The organism is Dactylosporangium aurantiacum (assembly GCF_000716715.1).
In the GTDB taxonomy this organism is placed as follows: domain Bacteria; phylum Actinomycetota; class Actinomycetes; order Mycobacteriales; family Micromonosporaceae; genus Dactylosporangium; species Dactylosporangium aurantiacum.
The window spans coordinates 33,504-57,823 of sequence record NZ_JNYJ01000036.1; the positions used below are offsets into that span (position 1 = coordinate 33,504).

Annotated in this window: 19 protein-coding genes; 4 read left to right on the top strand and 15 right to left on the bottom strand. The window is 74.1% G+C overall.

The genetic code is table 11. From position 1 onward, the window contains the following. The 3 genes from OP18_RS53445 to OP18_RS33570 are packed head-to-tail and all read right to left on the bottom strand — an operon-like array spanning window position 1 to window position 3,891. Complete coding sequence (locus tag OP18_RS53445; RefSeq protein WP_052387714.1) at window positions 1–813, bottom strand: hypothetical protein; 813 nt, start codon at window positions 811–813, stop codon at window positions 1–3. Further along, on the bottom strand, window positions 803–3,085 hold the full coding sequence (locus tag OP18_RS33565; RefSeq protein WP_033363141.1) for a hypothetical protein: 2,283 nt from the start codon (window positions 3,083–3,085) through the stop codon (window positions 803–805). Before OP18_RS33565 ends, OP18_RS53445 begins: the two co-directional genes overlap by 11 nt. Beyond that, window positions 3,082–3,891 (bottom strand): hypothetical protein, encoded by an 810-nt coding sequence (locus OP18_RS33570; protein WP_033363142.1) that lies wholly within the window; start codon window positions 3,889–3,891, stop codon window positions 3,082–3,084. Before OP18_RS33570 ends, OP18_RS33565 begins: the two co-directional genes overlap by 4 nt. 164 nt (window positions 3,892–4,055) lie before the next feature. On the opposite strand from OP18_RS33570, the gene OP18_RS33575 reads away from it, so the two are divergent. Both OP18_RS33575 and OP18_RS33580 read left to right on the top strand, forming a co-directional pair. Beyond that, complete coding sequence (locus OP18_RS33575) at window positions 4,056–4,586, top strand: Pycsar system effector family protein (RefSeq protein WP_156089979.1); 531 nt, start codon at window positions 4,056–4,058, stop codon at window positions 4,584–4,586. Between the two features lie 37 nt (window positions 4,587–4,623). Continuing rightward, the gene (locus OP18_RS33580; protein ID WP_245635610.1) at window positions 4,624–5,334 is read left to right on the top strand and encodes a Crp/Fnr family transcriptional regulator; all 711 of its coding nucleotides are present in this window, start codon (window positions 4,624–4,626) and stop codon (window positions 5,332–5,334) included. Here the strand turns inward: OP18_RS33580 and OP18_RS33585 are convergent. Next, window positions 5,313–7,043 (bottom strand): hypothetical protein, encoded by a 1,731-nt coding sequence (locus OP18_RS33585; protein ID WP_156089980.1) that lies wholly within the window; start codon window positions 7,041–7,043, stop codon window positions 5,313–5,315. The genes OP18_RS33580 and OP18_RS33585 overlap by 22 nt on opposite strands. Next, window positions 7,028–7,783, bottom strand: a complete 756-nt coding sequence (locus OP18_RS33590) for an ABC transporter ATP-binding protein (RefSeq protein WP_033363146.1) — start codon at window positions 7,781–7,783, stop codon at window positions 7,028–7,030. The genes OP18_RS33585 and OP18_RS33590 overlap by 16 nt, the downstream gene beginning before the upstream one ends. A gap of 291 nt (window positions 7,784–8,074) precedes the next feature. On the opposite strand from OP18_RS33590, the gene OP18_RS33595 reads away from it, so the two are divergent. Continuing rightward, window positions 8,075–8,413: a hypothetical protein gene (locus tag OP18_RS33595; RefSeq protein ID WP_033363147.1), complete on the top strand. Its 339-nt coding sequence runs from the start codon at window positions 8,075–8,077 to the stop codon at window positions 8,411–8,413. Here the strand turns inward: OP18_RS33595 and OP18_RS33600 are convergent. From OP18_RS33600 to OP18_RS33615, 4 genes are read right to left on the bottom strand one after another with little or no spacing between them, the layout of a single operon-like run. Continuing rightward, the gene (locus OP18_RS33600) at window positions 8,391–8,840 is read right to left on the bottom strand and encodes a S26 family signal peptidase (protein ID WP_033363148.1); all 450 of its coding nucleotides are present in this window, start codon (window positions 8,838–8,840) and stop codon (window positions 8,391–8,393) included. The genes OP18_RS33595 and OP18_RS33600 overlap by 23 nt on opposite strands. A gap of 2 nt (window positions 8,841–8,842) precedes the next feature. Next, window positions 8,843–10,618, bottom strand: coding sequence for an ABC transporter ATP-binding protein (locus tag OP18_RS33605; RefSeq protein ID WP_033363149.1), 1,776 nt, complete (start codon window positions 10,616–10,618; stop codon window positions 8,843–8,845). Next, entirely contained in the window at window positions 10,615–11,100 is a 486-nt protein-coding gene (locus OP18_RS53450; RefSeq protein ID WP_052387715.1) for a hypothetical protein, read from the bottom strand. Before OP18_RS53450 ends, OP18_RS33605 begins: the two co-directional genes overlap by 4 nt. Continuing rightward, window positions 11,097–11,621, bottom strand: a complete 525-nt coding sequence (locus tag OP18_RS33615) for a MauE/DoxX family redox-associated membrane protein (protein WP_033363150.1) — start codon at window positions 11,619–11,621, stop codon at window positions 11,097–11,099. The genes OP18_RS53450 and OP18_RS33615 overlap by 4 nt, the downstream gene beginning before the upstream one ends. Before the next feature lie 127 nt (window positions 11,622–11,748). Here OP18_RS33615 and OP18_RS33620 point away from each other — a divergent pair, with 127 nt between their 5' ends. After that, complete coding sequence (locus tag OP18_RS33620) at window positions 11,749–11,943, top strand: hypothetical protein (RefSeq protein WP_156089981.1); 195 nt, start codon at window positions 11,749–11,751, stop codon at window positions 11,941–11,943. Window positions 11,944–11,976: 33 nt separating this feature from the next. On the opposite strand, the gene OP18_RS33625 is transcribed toward OP18_RS33620, so the two are convergent. The 6 genes from OP18_RS33625 to OP18_RS33650 form a co-directional block, all read right to left on the bottom strand. Next, on the bottom strand, window positions 11,977–12,735 hold the full coding sequence (locus tag OP18_RS33625) for an AfsR/SARP family transcriptional regulator (protein ID WP_162189872.1): 759 nt from the start codon (window positions 12,733–12,735) through the stop codon (window positions 11,977–11,979). 32 nt (window positions 12,736–12,767) lie between these two features. Beyond that, window positions 12,768–15,770, bottom strand: a complete 3,003-nt coding sequence (locus tag OP18_RS33630; protein WP_063745664.1) for an FtsX-like permease family protein — start codon at window positions 15,768–15,770, stop codon at window positions 12,768–12,770. Beyond that, entirely contained in the window at window positions 15,767–18,766 is a 3,000-nt protein-coding gene (locus tag OP18_RS33635) for an FtsX-like permease family protein (RefSeq protein WP_052387716.1), read from the bottom strand. Before OP18_RS33635 ends, OP18_RS33630 begins: the two co-directional genes overlap by 4 nt. 530 nt (window positions 18,767–19,296) lie before the next feature. After that, on the bottom strand, window positions 19,297–22,371 hold the full coding sequence (locus OP18_RS33640) for an ATP-binding protein (RefSeq protein WP_052387717.1): 3,075 nt from the start codon (window positions 22,369–22,371) through the stop codon (window positions 19,297–19,299). Next, entirely contained in the window at window positions 22,368–23,030 is a 663-nt protein-coding gene (locus OP18_RS33645; protein WP_052387718.1) for a hypothetical protein, read from the bottom strand. The genes OP18_RS33640 and OP18_RS33645 overlap by 4 nt, the downstream gene beginning before the upstream one ends. Before the next feature lie 6 nt (window positions 23,031–23,036). Then, window positions 23,037–24,107, bottom strand: a complete 1,071-nt coding sequence (locus OP18_RS33650) for an endonuclease domain-containing protein (RefSeq protein WP_052387719.1) — start codon at window positions 24,105–24,107, stop codon at window positions 23,037–23,039. Window positions 24,108–24,320 lie beyond the last annotated feature (213 nt).

Genomic DNA, 24,320 nt, shown 5'->3' on the forward strand with positions numbered 1-24,320 from the left:
TCACTCGTCCTCGTCCATACCGGCGCGTTTGCGGTACTCGTTGAGCGCGGCGTCGAGGCCTTCGGCGTACTCGTACAGGCCGATCCCGTTGTAGCTGCGGCCGGCCTGTTCCAGCAGGTCGATGAGTTTCAGCAGCTCGTCCTTGCGGCCCTGGGTCATGGCCGTGAAGACCTCGGCGAAGCCCTCGTGCTCGACCAGCGACGCCGCGTGCCGGCTGCGCGGATCGCGTTCCAGCGTCTTCATGACCTTCGACCACGCCTGGGTCCGCTCGCGGATCAGCTCGGCGCGACGCATCGCCAGCTCGTGCTCGGTGTGCATCCGGATCCGCTGCTGCCAGTAGGGCTGCATGCTCTCGCGGACCCGCGGATCGGGCAGCACGAACACCTCCGGGCGGCAGGTCAGCCGCTCGTCGAGAGGGCCCATGACCCAGTCCTTGGCGGCGAGGCGGGCGTTGAGCTCGTGTTCGAGGTGCTCGGCGCGGTGCGGCTCGAAGGTGCGGGCCACCCGCTCGGTACGCAGGCGCAGCGCGTCCATCACGTCGGGGGTGAACGCGTCGACGAGCTCCTCGAACCGGGCGCGGGTCATCCGCCTGGCCCGCCAGGTGAAGGTCGGCCGGACCGAGAAGTCGAACGCGTCTCCCTTCGCCGCCAGCGCGATCGGCGCGGTGGGCCGGCAGTCGACGAGCTCGGCCTCCACGTCGGGGGGCGCGGTCGCGACCGTCGTGGGCTGCCACCATTCGGTGAAGAACCGGCGGAAGCGGGCCTTGCCGGAGGTCACGGTCGCGTCGTCGGCCGGGTAGAAGTCAGTGCTCATGGTCTCGGCCTTTCAGCATGCGGTCGACGATGTCGAGGATGGGGTTGTCCGGCATGTTGCGCCGCCAGAAGTACCGCAGGTAGAAGCCGGCGCGACGGTTGAGCGGGGCGCCCTGCAGCACGTGGTCGAACACCTCGCAAAGCACACCGGTCAGGTCGGCGTCGCCGGCGGCGCGGGCGATCCAGCGTTCGAACACCGACCAGGCCTGCCGGGCCGTGACCGGGTTGAGCAGGGCACCCGGCCAGAGGCTGGCGTGGTCGGCGGCGGAGACCTCACCCTTGGCGGTCTGCCGCAGCAGCGCCGGCCAGGCGTTGGTCGCCGCTTCGCCGATGGCGTCGCTGTCCACCTCGGCGAGTTGCAGCAGGCACCGGCTGGCCATGGTGCGCAGGTTCGCGACCGGGGAGTCCGGCCAGCGCACCAGCCGCTGCAGCACGGCGGTGCTGTTGGTGTAGTAGATGCCGCGCACGCCGACCGGAATCGCGTTACTGGTGCGCTGCATGTCGTCGCGGGCCGCGCGCTCCAGCGCGGTCAGCGCGTCGAGCGGATACCGGCGCCGGAAGGTGTTGGTGGCGTACGTGCGCACGGCCGTGTCGCGCCGGTTGCCCGGCTGCTCCACCCAGCCCGCGACGCAGCGCAGCACGCGGGACTCCAGCGCGGGGTTGTGCACGGCCAGCTCGCACGCGAGGGCGGCGGCCTCCCGTCGCGAGCGGGTGTTGCTCGCCGCCCAGCTCGCCAGCAGATGCCTGCTGACCTGCTCGAAGTCGTACTCGCACAGCAGTCCGGCGGCCGCGGCGACAGGCCGGGCGTCGTCGCTCTCGACCAGGTCGTCGAGCCATCGCAGCAGCGGCTCCCGGGCCGTGTCGTACTCGTGCCAGGCGACGTCCAGCAGGCCTCGCACCAGGCCGGGTTGCCGGAGCCGGGCGATGCGGGCCGCGCCGACCCTGTCGGCCCGGTCGGTGGACCCCTCGTGCCGGATGCCGTCGAGCAGGTCCTCGAGGCTGTGTTCCAGCACGGTACGGTCGCTCGTCGACCGCCCGGCGGCCTCGTCCAGTCGTCGGCTGAGCGCCCCGGTCGCCTCGAACACCCTGATCAAGGGGTAGCCGTGGAACACGGCGAACGCCAGGCGGGCGGCGCGGCGGTGCTGGGCCAGCCTGCGGGCACGGTAGCCGTCGCGGTCCTGCCCCTCCCCGGCCGGCGCCGCGCCGAGCAGCTTCGCCGCCTTGGCCCGCAGCGTCCGGCGGTCGGCGAGCAGGTCCTCGGCCATGCTGTCGTCCGGCACGAGCTCGGCGAAGTCCTCCGCGAACCGCACGGCGTCCGCCATGGTGTTCGCCGACAGGTGCCGCACGTACCGGGTGCGGCAGCGTTCGAGGTACCGCTGGACGCAGGCACCTTCGCAGGTCGGACAGGCGTCGACGCAGCCACCGCGGTCCCGGAGCCGCCGCTCCAGCCACACGAGGAAGACCTCCCGCGCCTCGGGTGCGGTGTGCTCGACGTGGTACTCGACGAGCTGCCGGCTGTTGGCGTCGGCGGCGCCGATGAACACGACGGCCGCGCGTGCCTCGCGGGCGAGGGTCGACAGCTGCGCCAGCTCCGACGGCTCGGGCTCGACGGTGCGGGCCAGCTCGACGACGTGACCGTGGTCCCGTCTGAGCAGGTCGCGGTCCGAGAGGTACGCGTGGATCGGCTCGTCGCCGACCAGCCGCAGTTGGGTGATCCGGTCCGGGGCGTGTGTGCGCGCCAGCCCGACGAGAGCGGCGGTGATCCGTCCGCTGCCGGGCGGTCCGCTGAGATAGGCGACGGGTCGCCGGACGAGCCGCTCGACCAGCCGGTCCGGGGTGCTGGTCGGGGCGTAGGTGTGGATGCGTTCCAGCACCACGGCGCCGTCCAGCGGTTGGTTGACGCAGCGCCGCCGGCCGGGTCCGGCGCTGAGGTTCAGGATCGCGCCGATCGACGTCGAACCCGGTCCGATGGCCGAAGGGCCGAGGAACTCCGAGTCCAGGATGCCGTAGGACCTGATCATGGTCGCCGGAAGTGAGCGGACCGCGTCGTCGCCGTCGTCGATGGTGTCCCGGGCGCCGATGGTCTCGGCGTCGGTGGTGTCGTTGTCGATGTCGCCGTCCGTGGCGTCCTTCGACGGTGCGGCCGTCGGCTGCGGCTGGGCCGCCCGGGGAGCCGGCGGTCCGGGCTGCGCTTGAGGTTGCGCTGGTGGTTGGTCTTCGGGTTGCGCCGCCGGCTGGGGTGAGGGCTGCGGCTGCTCGGCGGCGGCGGTCACTGGTCTGTCCTTCCGTTCCAGTGTCCGTGCACGGTGCCGATGGCGGTGCCGCCCGGGCCGAAGACCGCCGGCCCGTTGGTGGTGACGCCGCTGATCTGGTACGTCGCCGGGGCCGGTTCGGTCCTGACCGGCGGCTGCGCCGCGGCGGGTCGGGGCTCCGGCGGCGCCGCCGCGGGTCCGGTCTCCGGCGGCGCCGGCCGGTCCCAGTCGACCCCGCTCACGTCCTCGTCGGGCACGCAGATCCAGGCGTCCATGGTCAGCTGCTTGACCGCCACCCGGACCTGCCTGAACCGTTCGGGCCGCAGGCCGCGGTACCCGTGCCGCACGACGTCCTGGAAGATGCTGCGCGACACGATGAGCGCGACCGACGCCCGCGGGAACGTCGTCAGCGCCCGCCGCAGCGGATCGGCGTCGAGCAGCCGGCTCACCTCGACCACCGCCTCGCCGGGGAACCCGTTCGCACCGGTCAGGTGGACCAGGCCCTGGTGGATCGCGACGCGCAGCCGGACCTTCGCCTCGGGCAGCAGGTTGCGGTTGCGCTCCCGCAGGACGCGGTCGAGCGCCGGCACGAAGTCCGCGACGACGGTGAGCTCCGACGCGTCCGCGGGCAGGATCGCCAGCTCGCCGTCGCCGCTCTGTTGCGTGGTCCAGCTGTCGCGGTCCAGGCCGATGCCGGCTACGGCCTCGGCCATGACCTCACGGAACAGGTGCTGCGCCTGGTACTGCCGCAGGTTGTCCCGCGGGCTGTAGCGCTCCATGTCGACCGCGACGAGCACGCAACGTCTGGGATGGACCGGTTCGGACATCGCCGCCACCTTTCGCCGTTCGCTGCCGCGCGGCGGGTGCCGGCGGCTGGCTTCTGTATATCGATGGATGACGCTGAACATTCCGTCGAAATACGGCATGACGCGAACCCGGGAACCCGTCCTGCGACGCATTCCGCCGCCCCGATCCGGGCTGCCATGGAGGTATGAACGCAACCCAGGAACCGATGGAACCGCTGGAGGACCTGCGCATCGCTGTATCCGTCGGCGCGGCGGCGCAGCACTGCATCCAGCACGCCGACACGAAGGCCGCGGTGCTGCTGACCGGGCTGGCCGGCACGGTCGCCCTGGCCGCCAACCAGCCGGGGCTGCCGGCCGCGGCGCTGCGGGCGGGCCCGGTCGCCGCCGCCTGCATGATCGGCCTGGCCGCGGCGATCGTCGCCGGCACCTGCGTCGCCGGCTGGCATCTCGGCCGGTGCCTCACGCCGCGGCTGACCGGCCCGGGCGGCCGGACCGGCAACCGTTTCGCGCTGCCCGACCTCGGCGCCCGACGGCGGCCGGTCGGGCCGGCCCCGGTCGAACGGCAGCGGCGGGAGGCGTGGGCGGCGGCCGAGGCGCTCGCCGGGATCGCCATGCGCAAGTACCGGGCGATCCGCTCCGGAATCCCGTGGATGGCGGTCGCGGTCGCCGGCTCGGTCGGCTGGCTCTGCCTGACAGCCGCCATCGGCGGACAGTAGCCGGGCCACTTCGCCTGGTATTGTCGACCATCTATGCGTGTCGGAGGGGAAGATGCGTCTCGTCGACGTCGACACCGCCACGTGGGCGCCGGGGACCTACCTGCACCGTTTGGCGCCGGCGGCCCGCGACAGCCTGCGGGGCATGACGCCGCGCCGCCGCGCCGAGCCGGGTGACGTGCTGATCAGCCAGGGCGCCCGGGAGCGCCACGTCATCCTGCTGCACGCCGGCATCACGAAGGTGACGGTCCTGACCAGCGAAGGGGTGGAGTCGCTGCTGGCGATCCGGGTCGGCGGCGACCTCATCGGTGAGATGTCCGCCCTCAACGACCTGCCCCGCTCGGCGACGGCCACCGCGTGCACCCCGATGACGTACAGCGTCATCGGCCGCGGGCAGCTGCAGGCGTTCCTGGAGCAGCAGCCCAGCGCGGCGCTCGCCCTGGCCGGCATGGTCGCCGACCGCCTGCGCTGGGCGAACCAGTTCCGGGTCGACTTCACCGCCTACTCAGCCAAGGTCCGCGTCGCGCGGGTGCTGGTGAAGATCGCGCTGGCGTATGGGCGCCGCACCCCGACCGGGCTGGAGATCGGCTTCGAGCTGACCCAGTCGGAGCTGGCCAGCCTGTGCGGCGCGGCGGAGGTCACCGTGCAAAAGTCGCTACGGGACCTCCGCCGCGCTGGCCTGATCGTCACCGGGTACCGCACGGTGACGGTGGTCGAGCTGGACGGCCTTCAGCAGGCGGCGGAGCTGTAGACCCGCTCCTTCTTCGTGGCCTTTGGGCGGATCAGCCACAGCGCCGTGCCGTACATGGCCAGGCCGAGGGCGACGAACACCGCCGCCACCGGATACCGCCAGCCCGCCGGCAGGTACGTGGCCAGGAACCAGGAGTGGTGCAGGTCGCCGTCGGCGACGAAGACCGCGGCCAGGATGCCCTGCGGGACGAGGGGGATGGCGCCGAGGGCGAAGCACCAGCCGGCGATCGCCTTGCGGGTGTCGCTCAGCTGGAGGAAAGCGGCGCGGCGGGGGCGCGGCTTGCGGCCCGTGCGCATCGCCTCCAGCAGCTCCGGGCCGTGGGACCGCAGGCGCCGCTCGGCGAGGGCGCCGAAGCCCCACGTGCACAGGGCGCCGGTGAGCACGCCGACGGGCACGCCCGGCCAGCCGGACCAGATCGCGGTGAGCGCCGCCGGTACGCCGGTGGCCGCCACCAGCGCCAGGGTGAGGTACGCCAGGCCGGTCAGCCCGCCGTCGTCCTCGCTGGTGCGCAGCGGGTTGCCGGACCGCCGGTGGGGGTCGGTGCCGGGGATCATGGCGTACACGGACAGCAGCGGGACGAGGCCGGCCGCGCCGCCGAGCAGGGCGGCCAGCAGCGCCAGCACCAGCGGCCAGGGGGCGCCGGCGGTGAGGGCGGTCAGCCCGACGGTCAGCACGAGCGCGATCGGGGCCTGGACGGACAGCCACGCGAGCTGCCGGCCGCGCACGTCGCCGGCGCCGGGGGTCATCAGGTTCAACCACAGCGCGGTGCCGTCGGTGGCGTAGAGGTTGGCGGCCATGGCGGCGGACATGACCACGAAGATCAGCCCGGCGTAGGGCAGCATCCCGTCCCAGCCGATGAGCAGCGGGCTGGCGGCGAAGCCGATGCCGTACGCGAGGGAGAACGCCAGCTGGTGGTTGCGGACCAGGTCGCGGGACCAGGTGCGCAGCTCCTTGGCGACCACCGCCGTGTGCGGGGTGGCCGCGTTCATCGGGCGGCGGCCGCGGCCGGAGACCCGGGTGGCCCGCTTGCCCAGCAGCGCCGCCCAGGCCGCGAGCAGCACCAGGTCGAGCGCGGCGAGGGCACCGAGCGCCCACCACGAGCCGCGCACGGCGAGCAGGCCCCACGACGACGGCAGGTACCAGACGGCCACGGGCACCCCGGTCTCGCCGAACAGGGCGAAGAACACCCAGCACTGCCCGAGCGCGGCGAGGATGAGGCCGTTGAGCCCGCCGGAGCCGATCGCGCCGAGCCGGGAGCGCAGCGCCACCCCGATGACCGCGACGCTGACCTTGGACAGCAGGACGAACCCGGCCAGTTGCAGCAGCATCGCCGGCACCGCCACCAGCGGGTGGCCCGCGACGAGCAGCCCGGCCAGCGCGACCAGGCTGACCAGCGGCGCGACGCCGACGAACGCGGCGGTGAGCAGCCCGGTCGCCAGCCGCCGCCGGTCGAGGCCGAGCAGCGCGAAGTACTCGGGGCGGATCGTCTCGTCGCCGCCGCCCATGAACACCGGGCCGAGCGTCCAGCCGAGCATCCAGACCGCGTACGCGGCGGCGAGCAGCTCGGGGTGCCCGCTCAGGAACAGGGTGCCGCCGGCGAGGATCACGCCGAGGACGGCGCCGGTGCCGGCGGTCTGCGCGCGCTGCCCGCGGAAGGCGTGCCGCAGGATCGCGAGCTTCATCCGCGCCATGGTCAGTTCGACAGCCACGACAGCTCCTTGATCTCCTTGTCCTGGCCGCCGACCAGGGCGACGAACGTGTCCTCCAGCGACCGGTCGCCGCGCACCTGGTCCAGCGGCCCGGCCGCGACGACGGTGCCGGCGTCGACCACGGCGACGTGGTCGCACAGCTGCTCGACGAGGGCCATGACGTGGCTGGACAGCACGATGGACCCGCCGCCGGCGACGAACCCGCGCAGGATCGTCTTGATGGTGGCCGCCGACACCGGGTCGACCGCCTCGAACGGCTCGTCCAGCACCAGGAGCCGCGGCGCGTGCAGCAGCGCCGTGGCGAGACCGATCTTCTTGCGCATGCCGGTGGAGTACTCGATGACCAGCGCCTTGCCGGCGGTGTCGAGCTCGAGCACGGCGAGCAGCTCGGCGGCGCGCTCCTCGACGACCCGCCTGGGCATGCCGCGCAGCAGGCCGAGGTACGTGAGCACCTCCCGCCCGGTGAGCCGTTCCGGCATCGCGAGCCCGTCGGGCAGGACACCGACGAGCCCCTTGGCCCGGTCCGGGTCGGCCCACACGTCGGCGCCGAAGATCGTCGCCGTGCCACCGTCGGGCCGCAGCAGGCCGACCGCCATGGACAGGGTGGTGGTCTTGCCCGCCCCGTTCTGCCCGACGAGTCCGTAGAACGACCCCCGCGGCACGGTGAGGTCAACGGCATCGACGGCGACCTTGTCCCCGAATCGCTTGGTCAGGCCCCGGATCTCCAACGCTGTGTGCATGCCGTCGACCGTACGGACGGATCGAGCCGAACGGATTGACCCTGACTCCCCGCCGGGGTGGGGCTAGCTCCACCCCTGTCAACCACACCCGGCCCATGCGCGTCTGTTGACGTGCGCGACGGGCGCGCACGGGACGGGAGTGGTGGTATGCGGGTCGCGCGCCGGCTGTTGGCATTCGTAACGCTGTTGGTCGTCGGCGGTTGTGGCGGGCCGGCCCAGCAGGCAGACGCCGCGCGCTGGACGCCGCCGAGCGGGACGTCCGAAGGTCCACAGTGGACGTCGAAGATCGAGGTGGACCGGGACACGGGGGCGATCGCGGCGCCGGGGTTCAACGCACTCGTCGACGCCGAGGGGCCCGGGTGGGCGCGGGCGGCCGACACCACCCTCGCGCAGCTGCTGGACCTGAACCGGGGGTTCGACGGGCCGGTCGAGGTGTACCTGCGGCAGGACGACCCGGAGTTCACCGTCACGCTCACCAGGCTCGGCGACGACTCGATCAAGGCGATCCGCTACCGCGTCACCCTACGGCGCGGCGACGACGGCCGGTTCCGGTTCGCCGCCGGTGAGCGGACCCAGCGCTGCCAGCCGGGCCGCGGCCACCAGGACTTCACGACCGCACGCTGCTCCTGACCGGGCGCAGTGCGACGCCCAGCACCCGGTCCACGGGGATGAAGCCCAGCTCGCGGGAGTCGATGCTGGCGTCCCGGTTGTCGCCCAGGACGACGATCGACCCGGCCGGCACCAGCCCGCCGGAGGCCAGCTCGGGTGGTACCGGATCGCCGGCCACCGCCGCGACCCGTTTGATCATCCAGTGCCCGTCCGCCGGCCGGGCCAGGGCCGTGTCCGCCCAGTGCCAGCCGCCCGGGTACGCCGGCTTCTCCAGGATCACGACCTGGCCCGGACGGACCCGGCAGCCGGGCAGCCGGCGGGCGAGGAGGCGGTCGCCGGGCAGCAGGGCGGGCGCCATGCTCGCCCCCTCCACGGTGACCGCGAACACCCGGCGCCGCAGCGCCCAGGCGGCACCGGCCAGCGAGGCGAGCAGCGCCAGGAACCACATCGCTACCCCACGCCCACGTAGCCGGCCGACTGCTTGGCGAACAGCGACGCGTACCGGCCGCCGGCCGCCAGCAGCGACGCGTGCGTGCCCCGCTCGGCGATGACCCCGTCCGCGAGGACCGCGATCTCGTCGGCGTCGCGGATCGTGTTGAGGCGGTGGGAGATCAGCAGGCTGGTGCGCCGCCCGAGGTGCCGGCGGGTGGTCTGCTGGATCTCGTACTCCGCCGCCGGGTCCAGGCCCGAGCTGGGCTCGTCCATGATGAGCAGGTCGGGTGTGTCGCGGAGGAACGCGCGGGCCAGGGCGACCCGCTGCCACTGGCCGCCGGAGAGGATGACGCCGTCGTCGGCGGTCTCCGGCTCCTGGAAGAAGGAGCGGGTGAGCATGGTGTCGTACCCGCGGGGCAGGCCGGCCAGCGTGTCGTCGATGCCGGCGAGGCGGGCCGCGGCCCGGATCCGCTCCAGCGGGACGCCGTCGAGGGCGATGTTCTGGGCGGCGCTGAGGTCGTAGCTCATGAAGTCCTGGAAGATGGCGCTGACCCGGGCGCGCAGCTCGGCCACCGGCAGGTGCCGCAGGTCGACGCCGTCCCACAGGATCGTGCCGCGGGTCGGGTCGTAGAAGCGGCACAGCAGCTTGACCAGGGTGCTCTTGCCGGCGCCGTTGAGGCCGACGAGGGCGACCGACCGTCCACAGGGGATGGTGAGGTCGACGCCGCGCAGCGCCCACGGGTGGCGCTCGGAGTAGCGGAACCAGACGTCGCGCAGCTCGATGCCGTGCCGCAGCGGCGGCACGGACCGGACGGGTTCCAGCTGCGGCAGGTCGGGGCGGGTGTCGACCACGGTGACGTAGTGCTGGAAGAGCAGCAGGTGCCGGTGGGCGACGGCGACCGACTGGGCGATCGAGGCGACGCCGGCCTGCACCGCGGCGACCCCGGCGACGAACATGGAGATGTCGCCGACGGACAGCACGCCCCGGGCGGTGGCCTGCACGGCCCACACCAGGCCGAGCGCGCAGACGGCGGCGGACAGCAGCGCCGGGCCGCCCTGCAGGAGCGCGGCCCGCAGCTGGGCGCGGCGCTCGATGGCGTTGATGGCGCGGCGGTCGGCGCGCATGAGGGCGCGCAGGTGGTCGCCGATGCCGAAGAGCCGGACCTCCTTGGCGGCCTGGATGCTGCCGAGCAGGTTGGAGAAGAAGGCTTCCCGTCGCTCCAGCGGCGTCACCCGTACGGCCACCGCCGCCTGGACCCGGGCGATCCGCAGCTCGGCCAGGAGCGCCGGAGCGGCGCCGAGCACCACGACGGCGGTGAGCCACGGGCTGATGACGGCGAGGGACACCACGAACCCGGTGACCGTGACGGCGGCCCGGCACAGGCTCAGGACGCTGCCGACCAGCTGCACGGGGGTGTCCTGGCCGCACTGCTGGGCGAGCCGCAGCCGGTCCAGGTGCGCGGGATCCTCGAACGGCGCGAGGCCCGCGTAGCCGTTGACCGCGCGGTACAGCCGGTCCTGGGACAGCAGCCCGACCTCGCGGGCCAGTTCGGCCCGCAGCAGCTGGTCGACCTGCGGCAGGACGGTGGCGGCGACCCCGACGAGGGCGAGCGCGACGGCCGGCCACAGCACGGCCCCGCCGGCGGTGAGCCGGTCGATCACGGTCTTGGTCAGCCAGGCGGCGGTCACCGCCGACCCCGCGCCGAGCACCGCCGTGAGCAGCACCCCGGCGAGGGACCAGGGCGCGGCCCGCACCGCCAGCCCCAGCACCGTCCGCGCGACCCGACCGCTCATGCGAGGGCCAGGTGCTCGACGGCGCTCTGTGGCAGGTCGCGGGTGGTGCCGTCGGCGTTGACCTGGAGCAGCGTCGGGTAGCCGCGCACCCCGAACGCCGCGGCGACCGTGACCGCGGCCGCGCCCGAGACGACCGCCGCCACGGGACGGAGCCGGTCGACGTACCCGTCCTCGCCGGGCCCGGCCGCGACGACCGCCACGACGTCGCGCCGGCCGCCGACCGCGGCGACGAACCGGGGCAGCAGCTCCTCGCACGGCGCGCAGTCCGGGGCGAAGAACCCGACGAGCGCGTCCGCCGGCAGCGCCTCCCGCGTCACCATCGTACCGTCCACAGTGGACACCGAGAACGGCGCCACGCGGCCGGGGACCGCCGGGGGCGGCGCGGAGAGGGTGCGCAGGCGGCGGATCACGCCGTACAGCAGCAGCAGGTTGAACACGCTGACCGCGGCGGTCAGGGCGACCGCGGCACCGAGGACAGTCATGACCGGGACTCCTGTCGTGCGTCGCCGAACAGGTCGGCGAGGTCGTCGAGGCGGATGATGGCGGTGGCCGCGAGCAGCCCCGCCGCGACCGACACCGCGACCCGGGCGGCGTCGTGCGGGCCGGTGCCGGGCACGGCCAGGACCGCCGCGGCCAGCAGGACCGTGTTGCGCATGAGGTGCCTGCGGCCCAGCGGCGATCGGGTGGCCCCGAAGCAGGGGCAGCGCACGGCGGCGCCGCGGCGCAGTACCGACGCGATCGCCGTGGTGAAGGCGAGCAGCAGCAGCGCGGCGAGCCCGGCCCCGGCCGGGGCGGTGGCCGGGGCCACCAGCAGCGGCCCGACCGCCGCCTCGGCCGCCACCACGGCGACCGCGACGCGCCGGGCGTATTGGGCGGGCAGGACGGCCATCGCGGTCAGGTCGGCGGCGAACGCCGCGAACGCGGCCCGGCCGCGCAGCTTGCCGGCGGCCGCGGCGACGAACACGGCACCGACCAGGGCGCGGCAGACGACGTCGAGATCCACGCGGCGAGGCTAGCCACGGCACATACACGGTTGATACCGGTCGATCGGTATCGGCGTTGTACAGCGGGTCGTTAGCGTCCAGCACCGACTCGGCCGCACCCCGCGGCCGGCGACCCAGGAGGTGCTGATGCGCACGATGCAGCGGATCGCGGACGGTCTGATCGCCCGGATCGTTCCGAGGATCACCGCGTCGGCGGACGGGTACGAGTACACGTGCTTCTCCTCGCCGTGCGGCGGTGACTACGCCCGGCGGCAGCGGGCGCGCCGCTACTGCCACGCCGGCGCGTGCTACTCGTGGGAGAACTACGGCTGCTGCCTGTGAAGTGACCGCACCCCCTGCGGCGGCCCGGCCGTCTCAGGGGGTGCGCCGTTCCGCCATGATCCGCAGGTACAGCCGCTCCAGCTCGCTGTCCAGCGGCACGCCGAGGTCGCGCTCGTAGGCGGCCTCGGCCTGCTGGTACACGTCGGCGACGTGGTGCAGCTCGCCGGTCATCTGGTAGGCCCGCATGCACAGGGCCCAGCCGCGCGAGCGGGCCGGCGCCGAGCCGAGCAGGTTGCGCAGGTCGCGCAGCGCGGCCCGGCTCTCGCCGAGCTCCAGGTAGGCCTCGGCGAGGTCCTCCACGACCCGTTCCCGCTCGTCGTCGAGGTGGTCCAGCCACGACCGCAGCGGCCCGTTGCGGGGCACGCCCGCGGCGGCGTGGTCACCGTGCCACTGGCGCAGCGCCGCGCCCAGCAGGTCCGCGGCGCCGGCCGGGTCGCCGGCGCGCAACGATGCCCGGCCGGCGCCGGCGAGCCGCTCGAACCGCAGGTGGTCCGCCCCGTCCGGGGGCACGGTCAGCTCGTACCCGCCGGCGCGGCTGACCAGATGCGCCGGGTCGTGCAGGTCGGCACGCAGCCGGTGCACGAACGAGCGGATGTTGGCGGTGGCCGACCGCGGCGGCTCCCCTTCCCACAGCGCCTGCCCGATGCGGTCGAGCGACACCGCCCGGTTGGCCTGTAACAGCAGGGTGACCAGCAGCGCCCGGACCTTGACCCCGGCGAGCTCCGCGGCCCGGCCGAACCCGCCGCAGCAGACGCGGCCCAGGATCCGGTACGGACCTGTTTCCTGACCCATCTCCATCTCCCCCGAGTGACGGCGATACGTGACTATGGCGCCCCGATCCGGCGGCGGCGCCGGCTCGAGCCGGCCGGGTCGGCGGCGCCGTCGCGCAGCGCGACCGCGAGCAGCAGCGCCACGCTGGCCAGCCAGGTCGCCGGCACCGCGACCGGGTCGGGCCAGTGCGGCAGCGGCAGCGCCGGCAGGTCCTCGCCGAAGACGGGCAGCGCCCACCCGGTGAGCCGCCACACCGCCAGCGCGCTGCCCAGCCCGAGCAGGCCGGCAACGACGACCAGCGCCGGGTACGTCCACAGCTTCGCCCGCCGCATCGCGGCCCGGCTCAGCCCCTGGGCGCGCAGCGCCGCCTCGTCCGCGGCGCGGCCGGAGCGGTCGACGGCGGCGATCAGCCCGAGCCCGCCGGCGGCGAGCAGCACCGCCAGCGCGCCGGCCAGCAGGTGGAACCAGGTGGCGAGGGCCGGGCCCTGCGCGGCGAGGCGGCGCCGGGTCTGCTCGGCGGTGACGTCGCCGGTCACGATGAGGCCCTGCCGGGCCAGCCGGGTCAGCACGTCCGGCGGCGCGGCGCCGGTCAGCCACACCTCGGAGCGGTGCGCGCTGCCGGCGTCGGTGGCGACGCGGTTGGCGTACTCCAGGTCGACCAGCGTGCCCACGGTGCCCAGCCGGGGCAGCGCACCGGCCCGGCCGGTGACCCGCACCTGCGTGGGCCGCTGGTCGAGCCCGGCCAGGGTGCCGTCGCGCGGCGGCGGGCCGGCGGTCAGCACCGGCAGCGGGAACGGCGCGTCGACCGGCTGGATCCAGGCGCCGTCGGGCAGCCCGCCGGGCGCGTCGACGGCGAGCCGCAGCCCACCCCGCACGGCGTCGAGCCGGCCGCCGGTCGGCCGCCACCGGGTCACGTCGGTGAGGTCGGCGCCGGCGAGGCCGCGCACGGTGAGCACGAAGCGGGTGCTGGTCGGCGACGTGCTCTGCGCCCGCAGGTGCAGCCCGGCGAGCCGGCAGCCGTCGACGCACAGCGGGGTGCGGTCCCGGAACGCGTAGGTGCCGTCGTTCACGAACTTGAACGGCACGGTGGCGGTGCCGCGACCGGTGAGCGACGACAGCACGACGGTGATCTCCACCGGTACCGACATCTTCACGTCGGACACGTCGACGTCCAGGGTCACGTCCGGCCCGCGCACGGTGACCGGCTCGCGGGCCGGCGGACGCAGCAGCGCCGCGACCCGGGCGGCGTCGAGGTCGCCGTACTCGGGGCGCCAGTCGACGACGGTGGCCAGCCGGGTGGTGTCCACGGCGAGGGTGGACGCGCCTTCGGACAGCTGCGCGGCGGCCATCGCGTAGGCGCCGTCCGGGTCGACGGCCCGCACCGCGTGCAGCAGGTGGTCGCGGGTGACCGGCGCGACCGACACGACCCGCGGCGCGCCGGTGCCGATCCGCGCGGCCAGGTCGCGGTCCTGCGCGGCGACGTCGGCGGAGGCGACCGCGTACCCGAGCACCGCCACCGACGCGACCAGCAGCAGCATCAGCCGCTGCGGCCCGGGCCGGCGGGCCAGCTGCAGCGCGGCGAGCGCGACGCTGAGCTGGCCCCGGCGCAGCGCCCGCCGGCCGAGCAGCCCGGCGAGCGGCGCGAACAGCCGGGCGCCGGCGAGCGCGAGGGCGAGCATGCACAGCGCCGGGGCGAGCATCCCGACGCCGGACAGCCCGCCGCCGCTGAGGAACAGCTGCCCGACCGCGGTGGCCGCGAGCACCCCGACGAGCACCTCGCCGACCGGTACCCGCCGCCCGGTGCGCCGCGACCGGACCCGGCGCAGCAGCTCCCCGACCGGGCTGAGCAGGTGCCGGCGCTGCGCCAGCAGCGCGACGACGAGGGCGCCGAGCGCCGCGAACGGCGCGTTGCCGAGCGCACCGGCGGTGAACAGCGGCACCCCGATCCCCGGGAACCGCCAGGCGGCGACCGCCCCGACGGCGAGCTGGCCGGCGACGCACCCGGCGACGGCGCCGGCGAGGATCGCGGCGATGTTCTCCCCGAGCGCCAGCAGCCACCGGTGCCACCAGGACCCGCCGTGCAGCGCGACGACCGCCAGCTCCGGGCGGCGGCCCTCCACGCCGTAGTCGACGGCGAGGTACAGCACGAGGTACGCCAGCAGCAGCAGCGGCACCGCGCCGACCGGCACCGTCTGGCGGGCCAGCGCCCGGCTGCGCTCCACCCGACCGATGAGGTCGGGGATCTCGGTGGTGACGGTGAACGCCTGGCTGAGCTTGGCGGTGCGGTCCTTGAGCTCGTCGAGCTGGCCGCGGAGCCGACCGAGGCGGGCCGCGTCGAACGTGGCCGGGGCGGCGGTCGCGTCGACGCCGACGAGGGTCGAGGTGCGCCGCATCAGGGCGAGGGTCGCCTGGCCGGTGAAGACGGGTTCGCCGGTGCGGCCGGTGACGTCGACGGCAAAGTAGTCGTGGGAGCCCCAGTACTCCTCCTGCGGGGCGGCCGGCCGGTACACCCCGACGACGGTCAACGGGGTGGGTTCGGTGAACGCCGCGTAGACCGGTCCGGTCGGGGAGCCCTTGCTGACGGCGAACGCGAGGGCGGCCGGGTCGCCGACGCCGAGCTTGAGCCGTTCCGCGGTGCGCTCGCCGATGACGATCTCGCCGGAGCCGAGGTAGCAGCGCCCGGCGAGCATGGTCAGGTGGGCGCAGGCCTCCTGCCGGTAGGTGAGGCGGGACGCGTCGCGCGGCTCGGGTTCGATGCCGGCGGCGGGGAACTCGGCCGAGTACACCTGGGTGAAGCCGGGCACGGTGAGCAGCGCGCTGGTGACGTCGGTGAAGTCGATCGTGCTCGTGTCGCTGTTGTCGACGGTGGCGCTGAGGGCGACGGTGCGCTCGCCGGGGGCCGCGGTGTCGACCTCGCCGCGGACCACGGCGAGGTCAACGGTGCGCAGGTAGGCGGGGACGGCGACGGTCGCGCCGACGACCACGAGGGTCAGCAGGAGCAGGGTTGTCGCCTGGCCGCGGCGGGTGCGCAGCATGGCGAGCACCAGGGAGATCACCGGCGGCCTCCGTCGCTGTCGTGGTTCGCGGCGGCCCCGGCGCGGGTTCGCAGGGTGCGGATCCAGGCGAGCATGACCGCGCCCGAGGCCACCCCGAGCACCGTCAGCGCTATGAGGCCGGTCGCGCCGAGCACGGGCGGTTGCACCGTCTCCGGTTGATCGGTGATCCGCGCCGCGACTCCCGCCACGACCAGGCCGCCGAGGACCCCGGACGCGACCAGCGCCGCCTGCCCGCCCGTTTCGACGCCGACCGCGGCGCGCAGCGGCAGCCCCTGGGCGCGCAGCGCCCGCCACTCGCGGGTCCGCGCCGCCTGCTGGACGGTCACCGCCACCGTGGCCGCGACCGCGGCGAGCAGCAGCGCGCAGAGCGCGACCAGCAGCTGGAAGCGGGTCGCGAGGGCCGCGCCGGCCTGGTCGAGCCGTGCGATGCGGCGTTCGACGCTGTCGGCGCCGAGCACCGTGACCCCGGCCGCGGCCAGGTCGGCGACGAGCGCGTCGACGGCGGATTGGGGCGTACCGGCGGCGATCCACACCTGCGGCACGCCCGCGGTGCCCGGGTCGGCCGCGGCGTGCACGGCCGCGTCGAGGTCGATGACGGTGCCCGCCCCGCCCAGCACCGGCAGCATGGGCGCGGTCGCGGCGACCCGCACCGGCACGGCCGAGCCGCCGAACAGCGGCAGTGCGGGGTCCCCGGCGAGCCAGGTCCTCGGCGCCGGGCCGGCAAGGATCACCGGTACGGCGGCGACGACATCCACCACGTAGGCGTGGTTGTCGCCGACGGCCGCGTTGTCCACGACGGGCGTGGGGATCCGCAGGGTGAGCGCGCCCTGCCGGGCCCCGACGCTCATCGCCGGGCCGGTGTCGGCGCCGCGCCACCGGCGCTGGTCGCCGAGGCTCGCGCCGCTGAGGATCACCGCGTCGGGCCCCTGCTGGCGCAGCTCCCGCACGACCAGCGCCGAGTTCGCCGGCGCGCTCACCGGCCGACTGTCCACATCGGACGATCCGGCGAGGACCATCCCGACGATGCGGCAGCCGTCCTCACATCCGCGCACCGGCGCCGACGCCTGGTGCTCGCCCGGCGGGAGCGGCCCGACCGGCACGGTCACGGTTGCGCCGGTCACGCCGTGCCGGAGCGTCAGCACCAGCCTGACCGGTGCGGCGGAGTCGTTGCGGGCGTCCAGGGTGAGTCCCGTGCCCCTGACGAGGGGCAGCGGCTCGGCCCGCGCCGCGGCCGGATCGAGCGCGTCGCGCGGACCGTACCCGGGCCGCCAGTCGGCCACCGCCGCGAGCCTGTCGAAGTCGACCGCGAGGACCGGCGGGGACGCGCCGGGGTCGGCGACGACCGCCATCGCGGTGCGGCCGCCGGGGTCGGCGCGGCGTACCGCGGACAGCAGCGCGGTGTGGTTCGCCGCCTGCACGGTGAGCACCCGCGCGGCGCCCAGCTCGGCGCCGGCCCGCTCGGCGCGGGCGGTCCGCCCGGTGGTGAAATCCTGCGCGGCCAGCCCGAGCAGCGCCACCGCGACCGCGATCAGCACAAGGATCCGGTCGGCGCCCGGCTGCCGGGAGAACCGCAGGGCGGTGAGCGCGAGCCTGATCCGGCCGAAGCGCAGCGCCCCGCGTCCGAGCCGGTCGCTGCCCGCGGCGAGCAGCCGCGCGACGAGCACCGCACCGGCGAGCGCGGTGAGCGCGGGCGCGGCCACGCCCAGGCCGGTCGCCGTCCCGCCGGCGTGTGCCTGGTACACGGCCACGGCCGCCGCGACCAGGACCACCACGTCGAGGGTCCGCCGCGACCAGCCACGGTGTCGCGACGGCACCCGCCGCAGCAGGGTCGCCACCGGCGCGCGGAACGTGGCGACCTCACCGAGCACCAGCACCGCCAGCCCGACCACGAACGCCGCCGCCACCGCCGCCGCGGTGAGCTGGGTGGCGGCGGTGGTCGTCGGCACACCTGCCCCCGCGGCGACCCGCGCCCCGAGCACCCCGAGCAGCACCCCGACCGGCAGCGCGACGAGCATCGGCAGCAGGTGCTGCCCGGCGGTGAGCCGCAGCATCCGCAGCCGGGTGCTGCCGCGCAGCTTCAGCAGGGCGATGTCGGGCCGCCGGTCCTGCGCCGTGTGCCGCCCGGCGATCGCCAGGGCCAGCCAGCACAGCACGAGCGCCTGCACCCAGGCGACCAGCATGCCTTTGCGCACCGCGGTCCTGTCGGCGTCGACCGCCTCGAGGAGGTCCTTGTTCGGCGGCACGAACGTGAACCCGGCCTTCTCCAGGGAATCCTGCGTGTCGCGCAGCTCGTCCCCACCGACCAGCCTGGTGGGCAGGGGCGTGGTGTAGACGGCGGTCGGCTCGTCGAACCCTTCGTCGGCGAACGTCGCCAGCGCCACGAACGCCGGGTCCAGGGCCTCCTCGCCGGCGGTGATCCGGCCGGGCCCGAACAGCGGCTCGGCCCAGTACGCGCCGGACGGGTCGGTGCGCTCGTACGTGCCGGTGACCCGCAGCGTCACCTCGGTCGCCGACTGGGTCCGCAGCGTGAGCCGGTCCCCTTCCCGCAGGCCGAGCGTGTCCGCCGCGCGCCGGCTCAGCATCGCCTCCGCCGCGCCCGTCGGGCAGCCGCCGGTGACGCGGACGTGCTCGCAGACGCCGTCGCGGTACGCCACCGGGGCGACCCGCTTGAACCCGCCGGTGATGCTGGTCAACGGCCGGGTGAGCCCGAGCACCGGCGCGGCGCTGTCCTCGTCGTGCAGGAGCCGCTCGACGTCCGCCCGGAACGCTTCGAGCGCGCCGGCCGGGTCCCGGCCGACGGGTGTGCCCCGGTGCACGGTGAGGATGCGCTGCGCGGCCGGCGCGGCGGCGACGTCGGCCGCGGCGGCCCGGGCGGTCGCCGCGGCGGCGAACTGCGGCCCGGCGGCCGCGACCGCGCACAACAGCCCGGTCAACGCCGCGACCGCCAGCCACTGCGCCGGCCGACGGCGCAGCGCATCGAGCACCAGCAGCAGCATGCGTTCCCCCATCGCCCGCCGTCGATCACGCTCGCCGAGCACCCTACCCGCCGAAGTCGCTCACTGACGCCCTGCGAACGGCCTTTTTTTGCGACCGGGAGAAAGTGGTCTCAAGCCCGCTTCCGTCGTCGACGCGGGCGAGGTCCGCTTCGGCTGGGTGCGACCCCCCGTTTGAGCCGCACACAGCCTCCGCGAGCACCCCCGAGCCGGGGCGTGCATCACATACACGCGGGCGGCACCGGAAGGTTGCATCGCCGAAGAAGAATTTCTCTATGCCCGCCGGCGCCCGGTATTCCGACGACGAAGTTGCCCGGCGAGGCATCATGGACGCATGGATCAGGCCACCGACTGGGTCCCGCTGCTGACCTACGAGAACCTTCCCGGCGCCATGTCACCCCAGGCGGCGCTGCGGTTTTGACTGCGGGAGCACGGCATCGACTGGATGCCGTTCGCCGACGACCAGATCAGGATCGACGTGATGTGCGGCCGGGCCGCCGACGGCCGCCCCCTCGGCTGGTTCCGCCTGCACGTCACCGCCGGCGCGCTGCGGCCGCTGGGCCTGCACCCCGACCAGCCGACGGCCGGCCTGCTCGCCGGCCCCCTGCCGGACTGGTGGCACGCCGCCGCCGACCGCTCCTGGCACCGCCCGCCCGACGACCCCGCCGCCCCCCGCCCCCACCGCCGTCCCCACCCGAGCTGACGTTCAGCAGGCCGAAGAACTGTGTGGTGGCGTTGCCGGAGATCTGGTTGTGCAGGCCCTTCGGCGCCTGGGTGGCGAAGACCAGCCCCAGGCCGTACTTGCGGGCCTGGGAGGCCAGGGTGATGGTGCTCGCGGTGGCCGTTGTCGTGCCGGACGACGGCGCGAGGGTCTGGGCCTCGTCCATGATGAACAGCCCGCCCAGTGGGCGGTCGCCGGCCGGGTTGCGCTTGAGCCAGGTGAACAGCGCCATCTGCAGTTGGTTGACGAAGCTCTGCTTCTCTTCGTCGGACATGAGGCCGATGAAACTGATGATCGACACCCGGGCGCGTTTGCCCGGTGGCGGGGTGAGCAGGATGCCCGGGTCGGCCGCGGTGCCTCGGCCACCGAAGAGGGGGTCGTTGACCATGGCGGCCTTGAGGGTCTCCGACAGGTCGTGGGCGAGCTTGTTGGCCCGGCTCATCCGGCTCACGTCGTCCGGCAGGTCGGCGAGGAAGTCGGTGAATCCTTCCAGGCCGATCTTGCCGCTGCGGGCGTACACCTGCAGGGCTTCGGTGAGCACCGCCTTGCTCTGAGTGGCGAGCCGGGTCGTGCCGCTGACGCCGGCGCGCGGGGCGAGCGCTTCGACCGCGGCGCGCACGGCCTGCTCGAACTCGTCGCGTGAGTCGCGCAGCGGGGTGAAGTCGGGCAGTGGTTGGAACGACAGCGGCCGGCCGCTGCTGACGTTCGGGGTCCAGACTGCCACGTCGGTGTGTTCCAGGTAGTCCCGAGCGCGGCGGTCGTCCCCGGTGCCCCAACCGGCGGGCGGCTCGGGCCAGGGATCGCCGAGCCGGGCCAAGTCGTTGTTGGGGTCTAGGACGATGGACGACACGCCCTGCCGCGCGCATTCCTCGACGAGGCGGCGGATGAGGACGGTCTTGCCGGAGCCGGATCCCGCAAAGATGACGGTATGCCTGCGCAAGGACTCCAGGTCGACGATGAATGCGCTGTCGTCGCTGATCAGGCGCCCGAGGCCGATGGTGTGGCCGTTGCCGTCGAAGGTGTCCTCGGTGGAGGTCGCCGGTGCCGGCGCGGGCTGCTTCGCGCGCGGCGCGAGGATCTCCGCGAACAGCTGGGTGTGGCTGGCCGGGCGCCTGGCCACCAGCCATTCCCCGAGCAGGGCGTGCTGTGCAGCCTGCATGCGGCGCAACGCGGCGAACGTCTTGAGGTCGCTCTCGCTGATCCGGTGCCAGACGCCGCCCGCGGCGAAGAAGGCGTCGAGGGTCTCCTTGGTACGTTCACCGGACGGCCACGGCCCCTGACGAAGCAGGACGAGCCGGCGTTGCGGGATCGCGAGGTCGAGGCCGGCGACGGTGCAGGCGTTCTTGACCCGGGCGATGACCGCGCGCGGGTGGGTGTGGGCAATGGCGCGGAAGGCCCAGTGCGCCTCGTTCTCGGTTGCTTCGTCGACCACCTCGATGAGGCGACCGTGCAAGGCGGGTTTCGGGCTCGGTTTCGGGTCCTGCTTGTAGACGACGCCGCTCGGTGCCTGCTCGTCGATCCAGGCCTGGATACCCGCGGCGAGCAGCGGCGGCATCTCGGCGTCCTCGGTGTACCGGTCGAGGGCGCCGGCGACGTCCGCGGCATCGAGGAACTGCTGGAACATCGCGTCGAGCGGTGCGAGGTCGGCCTGCTCGTCCGGTTCGACTGACGGCTTCGGCGGAGCCGGCGGCTCGTCGCAGAAGCGGTCGAGCTCGACGACCTCGTCGGTGCTCAGGCAGCGGTGGACGTGCAGGTCGACGCGGCGCAGCAGGTCGCGTGGCGTGAACCGGCGGGCGTCCTCGAACGCTTCGTACTTGATCGGCCAGGTGGGGTACGGCGGGTTGAAGTGCTCCGCGTTGTACGCCTCGGCGAACCGCTTCGCCACGATCAGGCGGGCGATGTCAGCGCTGTCGATCCGGTCGGGCAGCAGCGTTTCCCGGAAGCGCTGGATCACCGGTCCGGGCGCACCCCGCTTCAGCAGCTCCCACGTGTCAGGCAGGCAGGACATGACGATGAGCGTGCGCTGGGTGATGTCGCGCAGGGTCAGCAGGCCGTCGGCGATGGGGGCGACCGTGGCTACCTGGTCCGGGTCGAGCCGCTCGTCGCGGTTGAAGAACGCGGTGGTGGTCTGGGCGAAGAGCGTGTCGAGCTGATCGATCGCGATCACGCTCGGGCTGAGGGTCAGGGCGATGAGCCGCGAGATGTCGCTGACGACCTCTTGCGGCCGGCGTACCGCTGCCGTGAATCCCCAGTCGGTGCGGTCGGCCGTCTCCGTCGGCTCGGAGATGAGGTGGGCCTGACCGATGTCCTGGTGGTCGAAGTCGAGCGAGCCGTAGAGCACCAGCGCCCGGGCGGTGTCCTGGCATTCACGCCCGGTGACGTTGTCGAACCGCCGCAACGCGGTGATGAAGGTGTCGAGGTGCGCGCGGGTCAGGGTGGCGTTGCCGGCGACCGCGTCGCGGACCTCGGCCGGGATCCCGAGCTGGGCGGTGAGCCGGCGCAGGAAGGTCTTCAGCTGGGTGCCCCAGCCGATGGCGTCGCGGGTCAGCCCATTGATGATCCCCTGGACGGTGCTCTCCCAGAACGTCCGGCCGTTGATCATGTTGACCAGGAAGAAGTAGCCGCCGCCGTCAGCACGCTGGATGGTTTCGCGGACCGCGCCGAGGAGGTGGGTCTTACCCGCCCCGGCCCGGCCCTGCAGCGCGACGCCGAGCGGGGTGACGGTGTCGCTGCGGCGAGCCCGGCCCACCCCGCTGAGGATCTCGCGGACCGCACGTTCGTGCAGCTCGGGTACGTCGTACGGCGAGGCGTGCCAGATGTCGTCGGGGGTTGGCGCCGGGTTGAAGTGGAGGGCTTCAAGGGCGGCGCGCTCTGCGGCGGGAATCACGACTGGCCGATCGCCAGGGCGTGGTTGTCCTCTCCACCGATCCTGACCGCCGCCGCGATGTCCCGCTGTTTGAGCGCCTTCGTGTTGGCCGCGGGAATGATGCGGACGCCGCCCTGGTCGAGCAGCGCGAGCAGCGCGCCGTCGACCTCGGCACGGCTGAGGTCGGCAAGCTGCTCACGCAGGTCGGCGAGGCCGACCCAGTCGCCAGGGCCTCCGGCGAGCGTCGCATAGGCCGTGCGGACGCGGGTCTCGGCATCGCTCCCGGACGCGGACCCGGCCTGCTGCTGGAAGAACTCACCCGTGCTGAGCTTGACGCCGTGGGTGTGCTGCAGCTGCTCGATCGACCGGTGCAGGTTGCCAAGCAGGGTCAGGATCGTCCGCGACGCCGACTTGCCGGCCTTCGGCGGTTCGGTGGTGTGCAGCTCGCGAACCACCCGCCAGCCCTTGTCGGTCAGCTCGTGCGAGTACGGCCGGTGCGTCCGGTCGGTCCGCACCAGGCCGAGCTTGGTCTCCAGCTTGGTGTTGTCCGCGCCGGTGAGCGCGAAGCCGGCCAGCTCCTTCAGCTCGTTGTTGTCGAGCTCCCGGGCCTCGGACATGAGCACGACGAGCGCGAGGATCTGGTTGGGGGTCAGGCTTGGGACGTCGTCGGTCGGTGGCATGCTGCCTCATTTCCACGTCAGGGGTGAGCGCCGGAGCAGGAGAAGGTCGCGGATCGTCAGGGCCGCCGCGATGGGGTCGGTCAGCACCTGGTCGTTGGTGAAGCGCAGGACATCGTGGCCGAGCAGCTGCAGTCGCGCGTCGCGGTGCCGGTCGTCGGCGAACTTCCAGCGGTCGCGGTGGTCGTCGCCGTCGACCTCGACGACAAGTCCGTCGTCGGGCCAGTACAGGTCCAGCCGGTACGCCTTGCCGAGCAGGTGCCACTCGAGCACGTGGTTCCACTGGCGGCCGCGGGCCCAGGGGTGCGGCGCGAGCGCCCGCTCCAGCGCCTGTTCGGCGGGGCTGTCGGCGCGGGGTGCACCGGTCAGCGGCGGGTAGGCCAGCACGGGCGGGACGGGCTGATTATCGGGCGCGGTAATCTGCGCGGTGTCGGCGGCAAGATGGGTCAGGTCGTCGGGCAGCGCGAGCTGCACGACCGGGATGCGGTCGACCGCCTGCGGCGCCTGGCCGGCGAGCCAGACGGTGAAGCGGCCCTGCTCCGCGAGCCACACCGCGGCGGCGACCAGGGCTCGCCCGCCGTCGGCGTCGAGCCCTTGGGGCATGTCGACCAGCACCGCGACGGAGGGCCGCTGATAAGCGTCGGCCAGGATGGCGCCGAGGCCGCGGGCACGGACCTCGGCGGGGAACCGGAGCTGGTCGGTGACGGCGTCCCCGCGACGGTGCCGCAACGCGCGTTCGGCGGTGAAGGCCAGGAACGGCCCGAAGTGCTGGGACCGGCCGGCCGTCTCCGCGGCGACGGCCCGGACCGCGGCGACGGTCAGCCCGGAGGCGCCGTCGAAGTGTTCGGCAGCGGGCAACCAGCGCGGGAACAGGTTCAGGGCGGCCAGGTCCAACGCGTCGAGGAAGGCGGTGACGTACTCCCCTACGGGCCTGGCCGCCGCGGGACGGAACCGCACGACCGCCGGAGCGCCCGCCGGCATCGGGTCGAGGGCGACGCCCAGCAGCGCGGGATCGACGCCAGCGAGGTAGCTGGCCTGGCCCGGAGGCGGCTCGGCCCACCACCGTGCCCGGGTCATCATGGTCGCCCACCCTACGGTAGGGAATTGATCGATTACAGTGGGCTGATCATCCGAGGCCGGCTCCGCCCGGCGGGCCGCCGACGATTGCCCGTACCGGCTGAGATTGCCGCCGACAGGGTGCTCACGCCAACGAAACGAGCCCCGACTATCGCCGAGCCCATCCACCGTCCCGCTGGTACAAACTGTTTGTAGTACAAAGAGCTTGTAGTACCG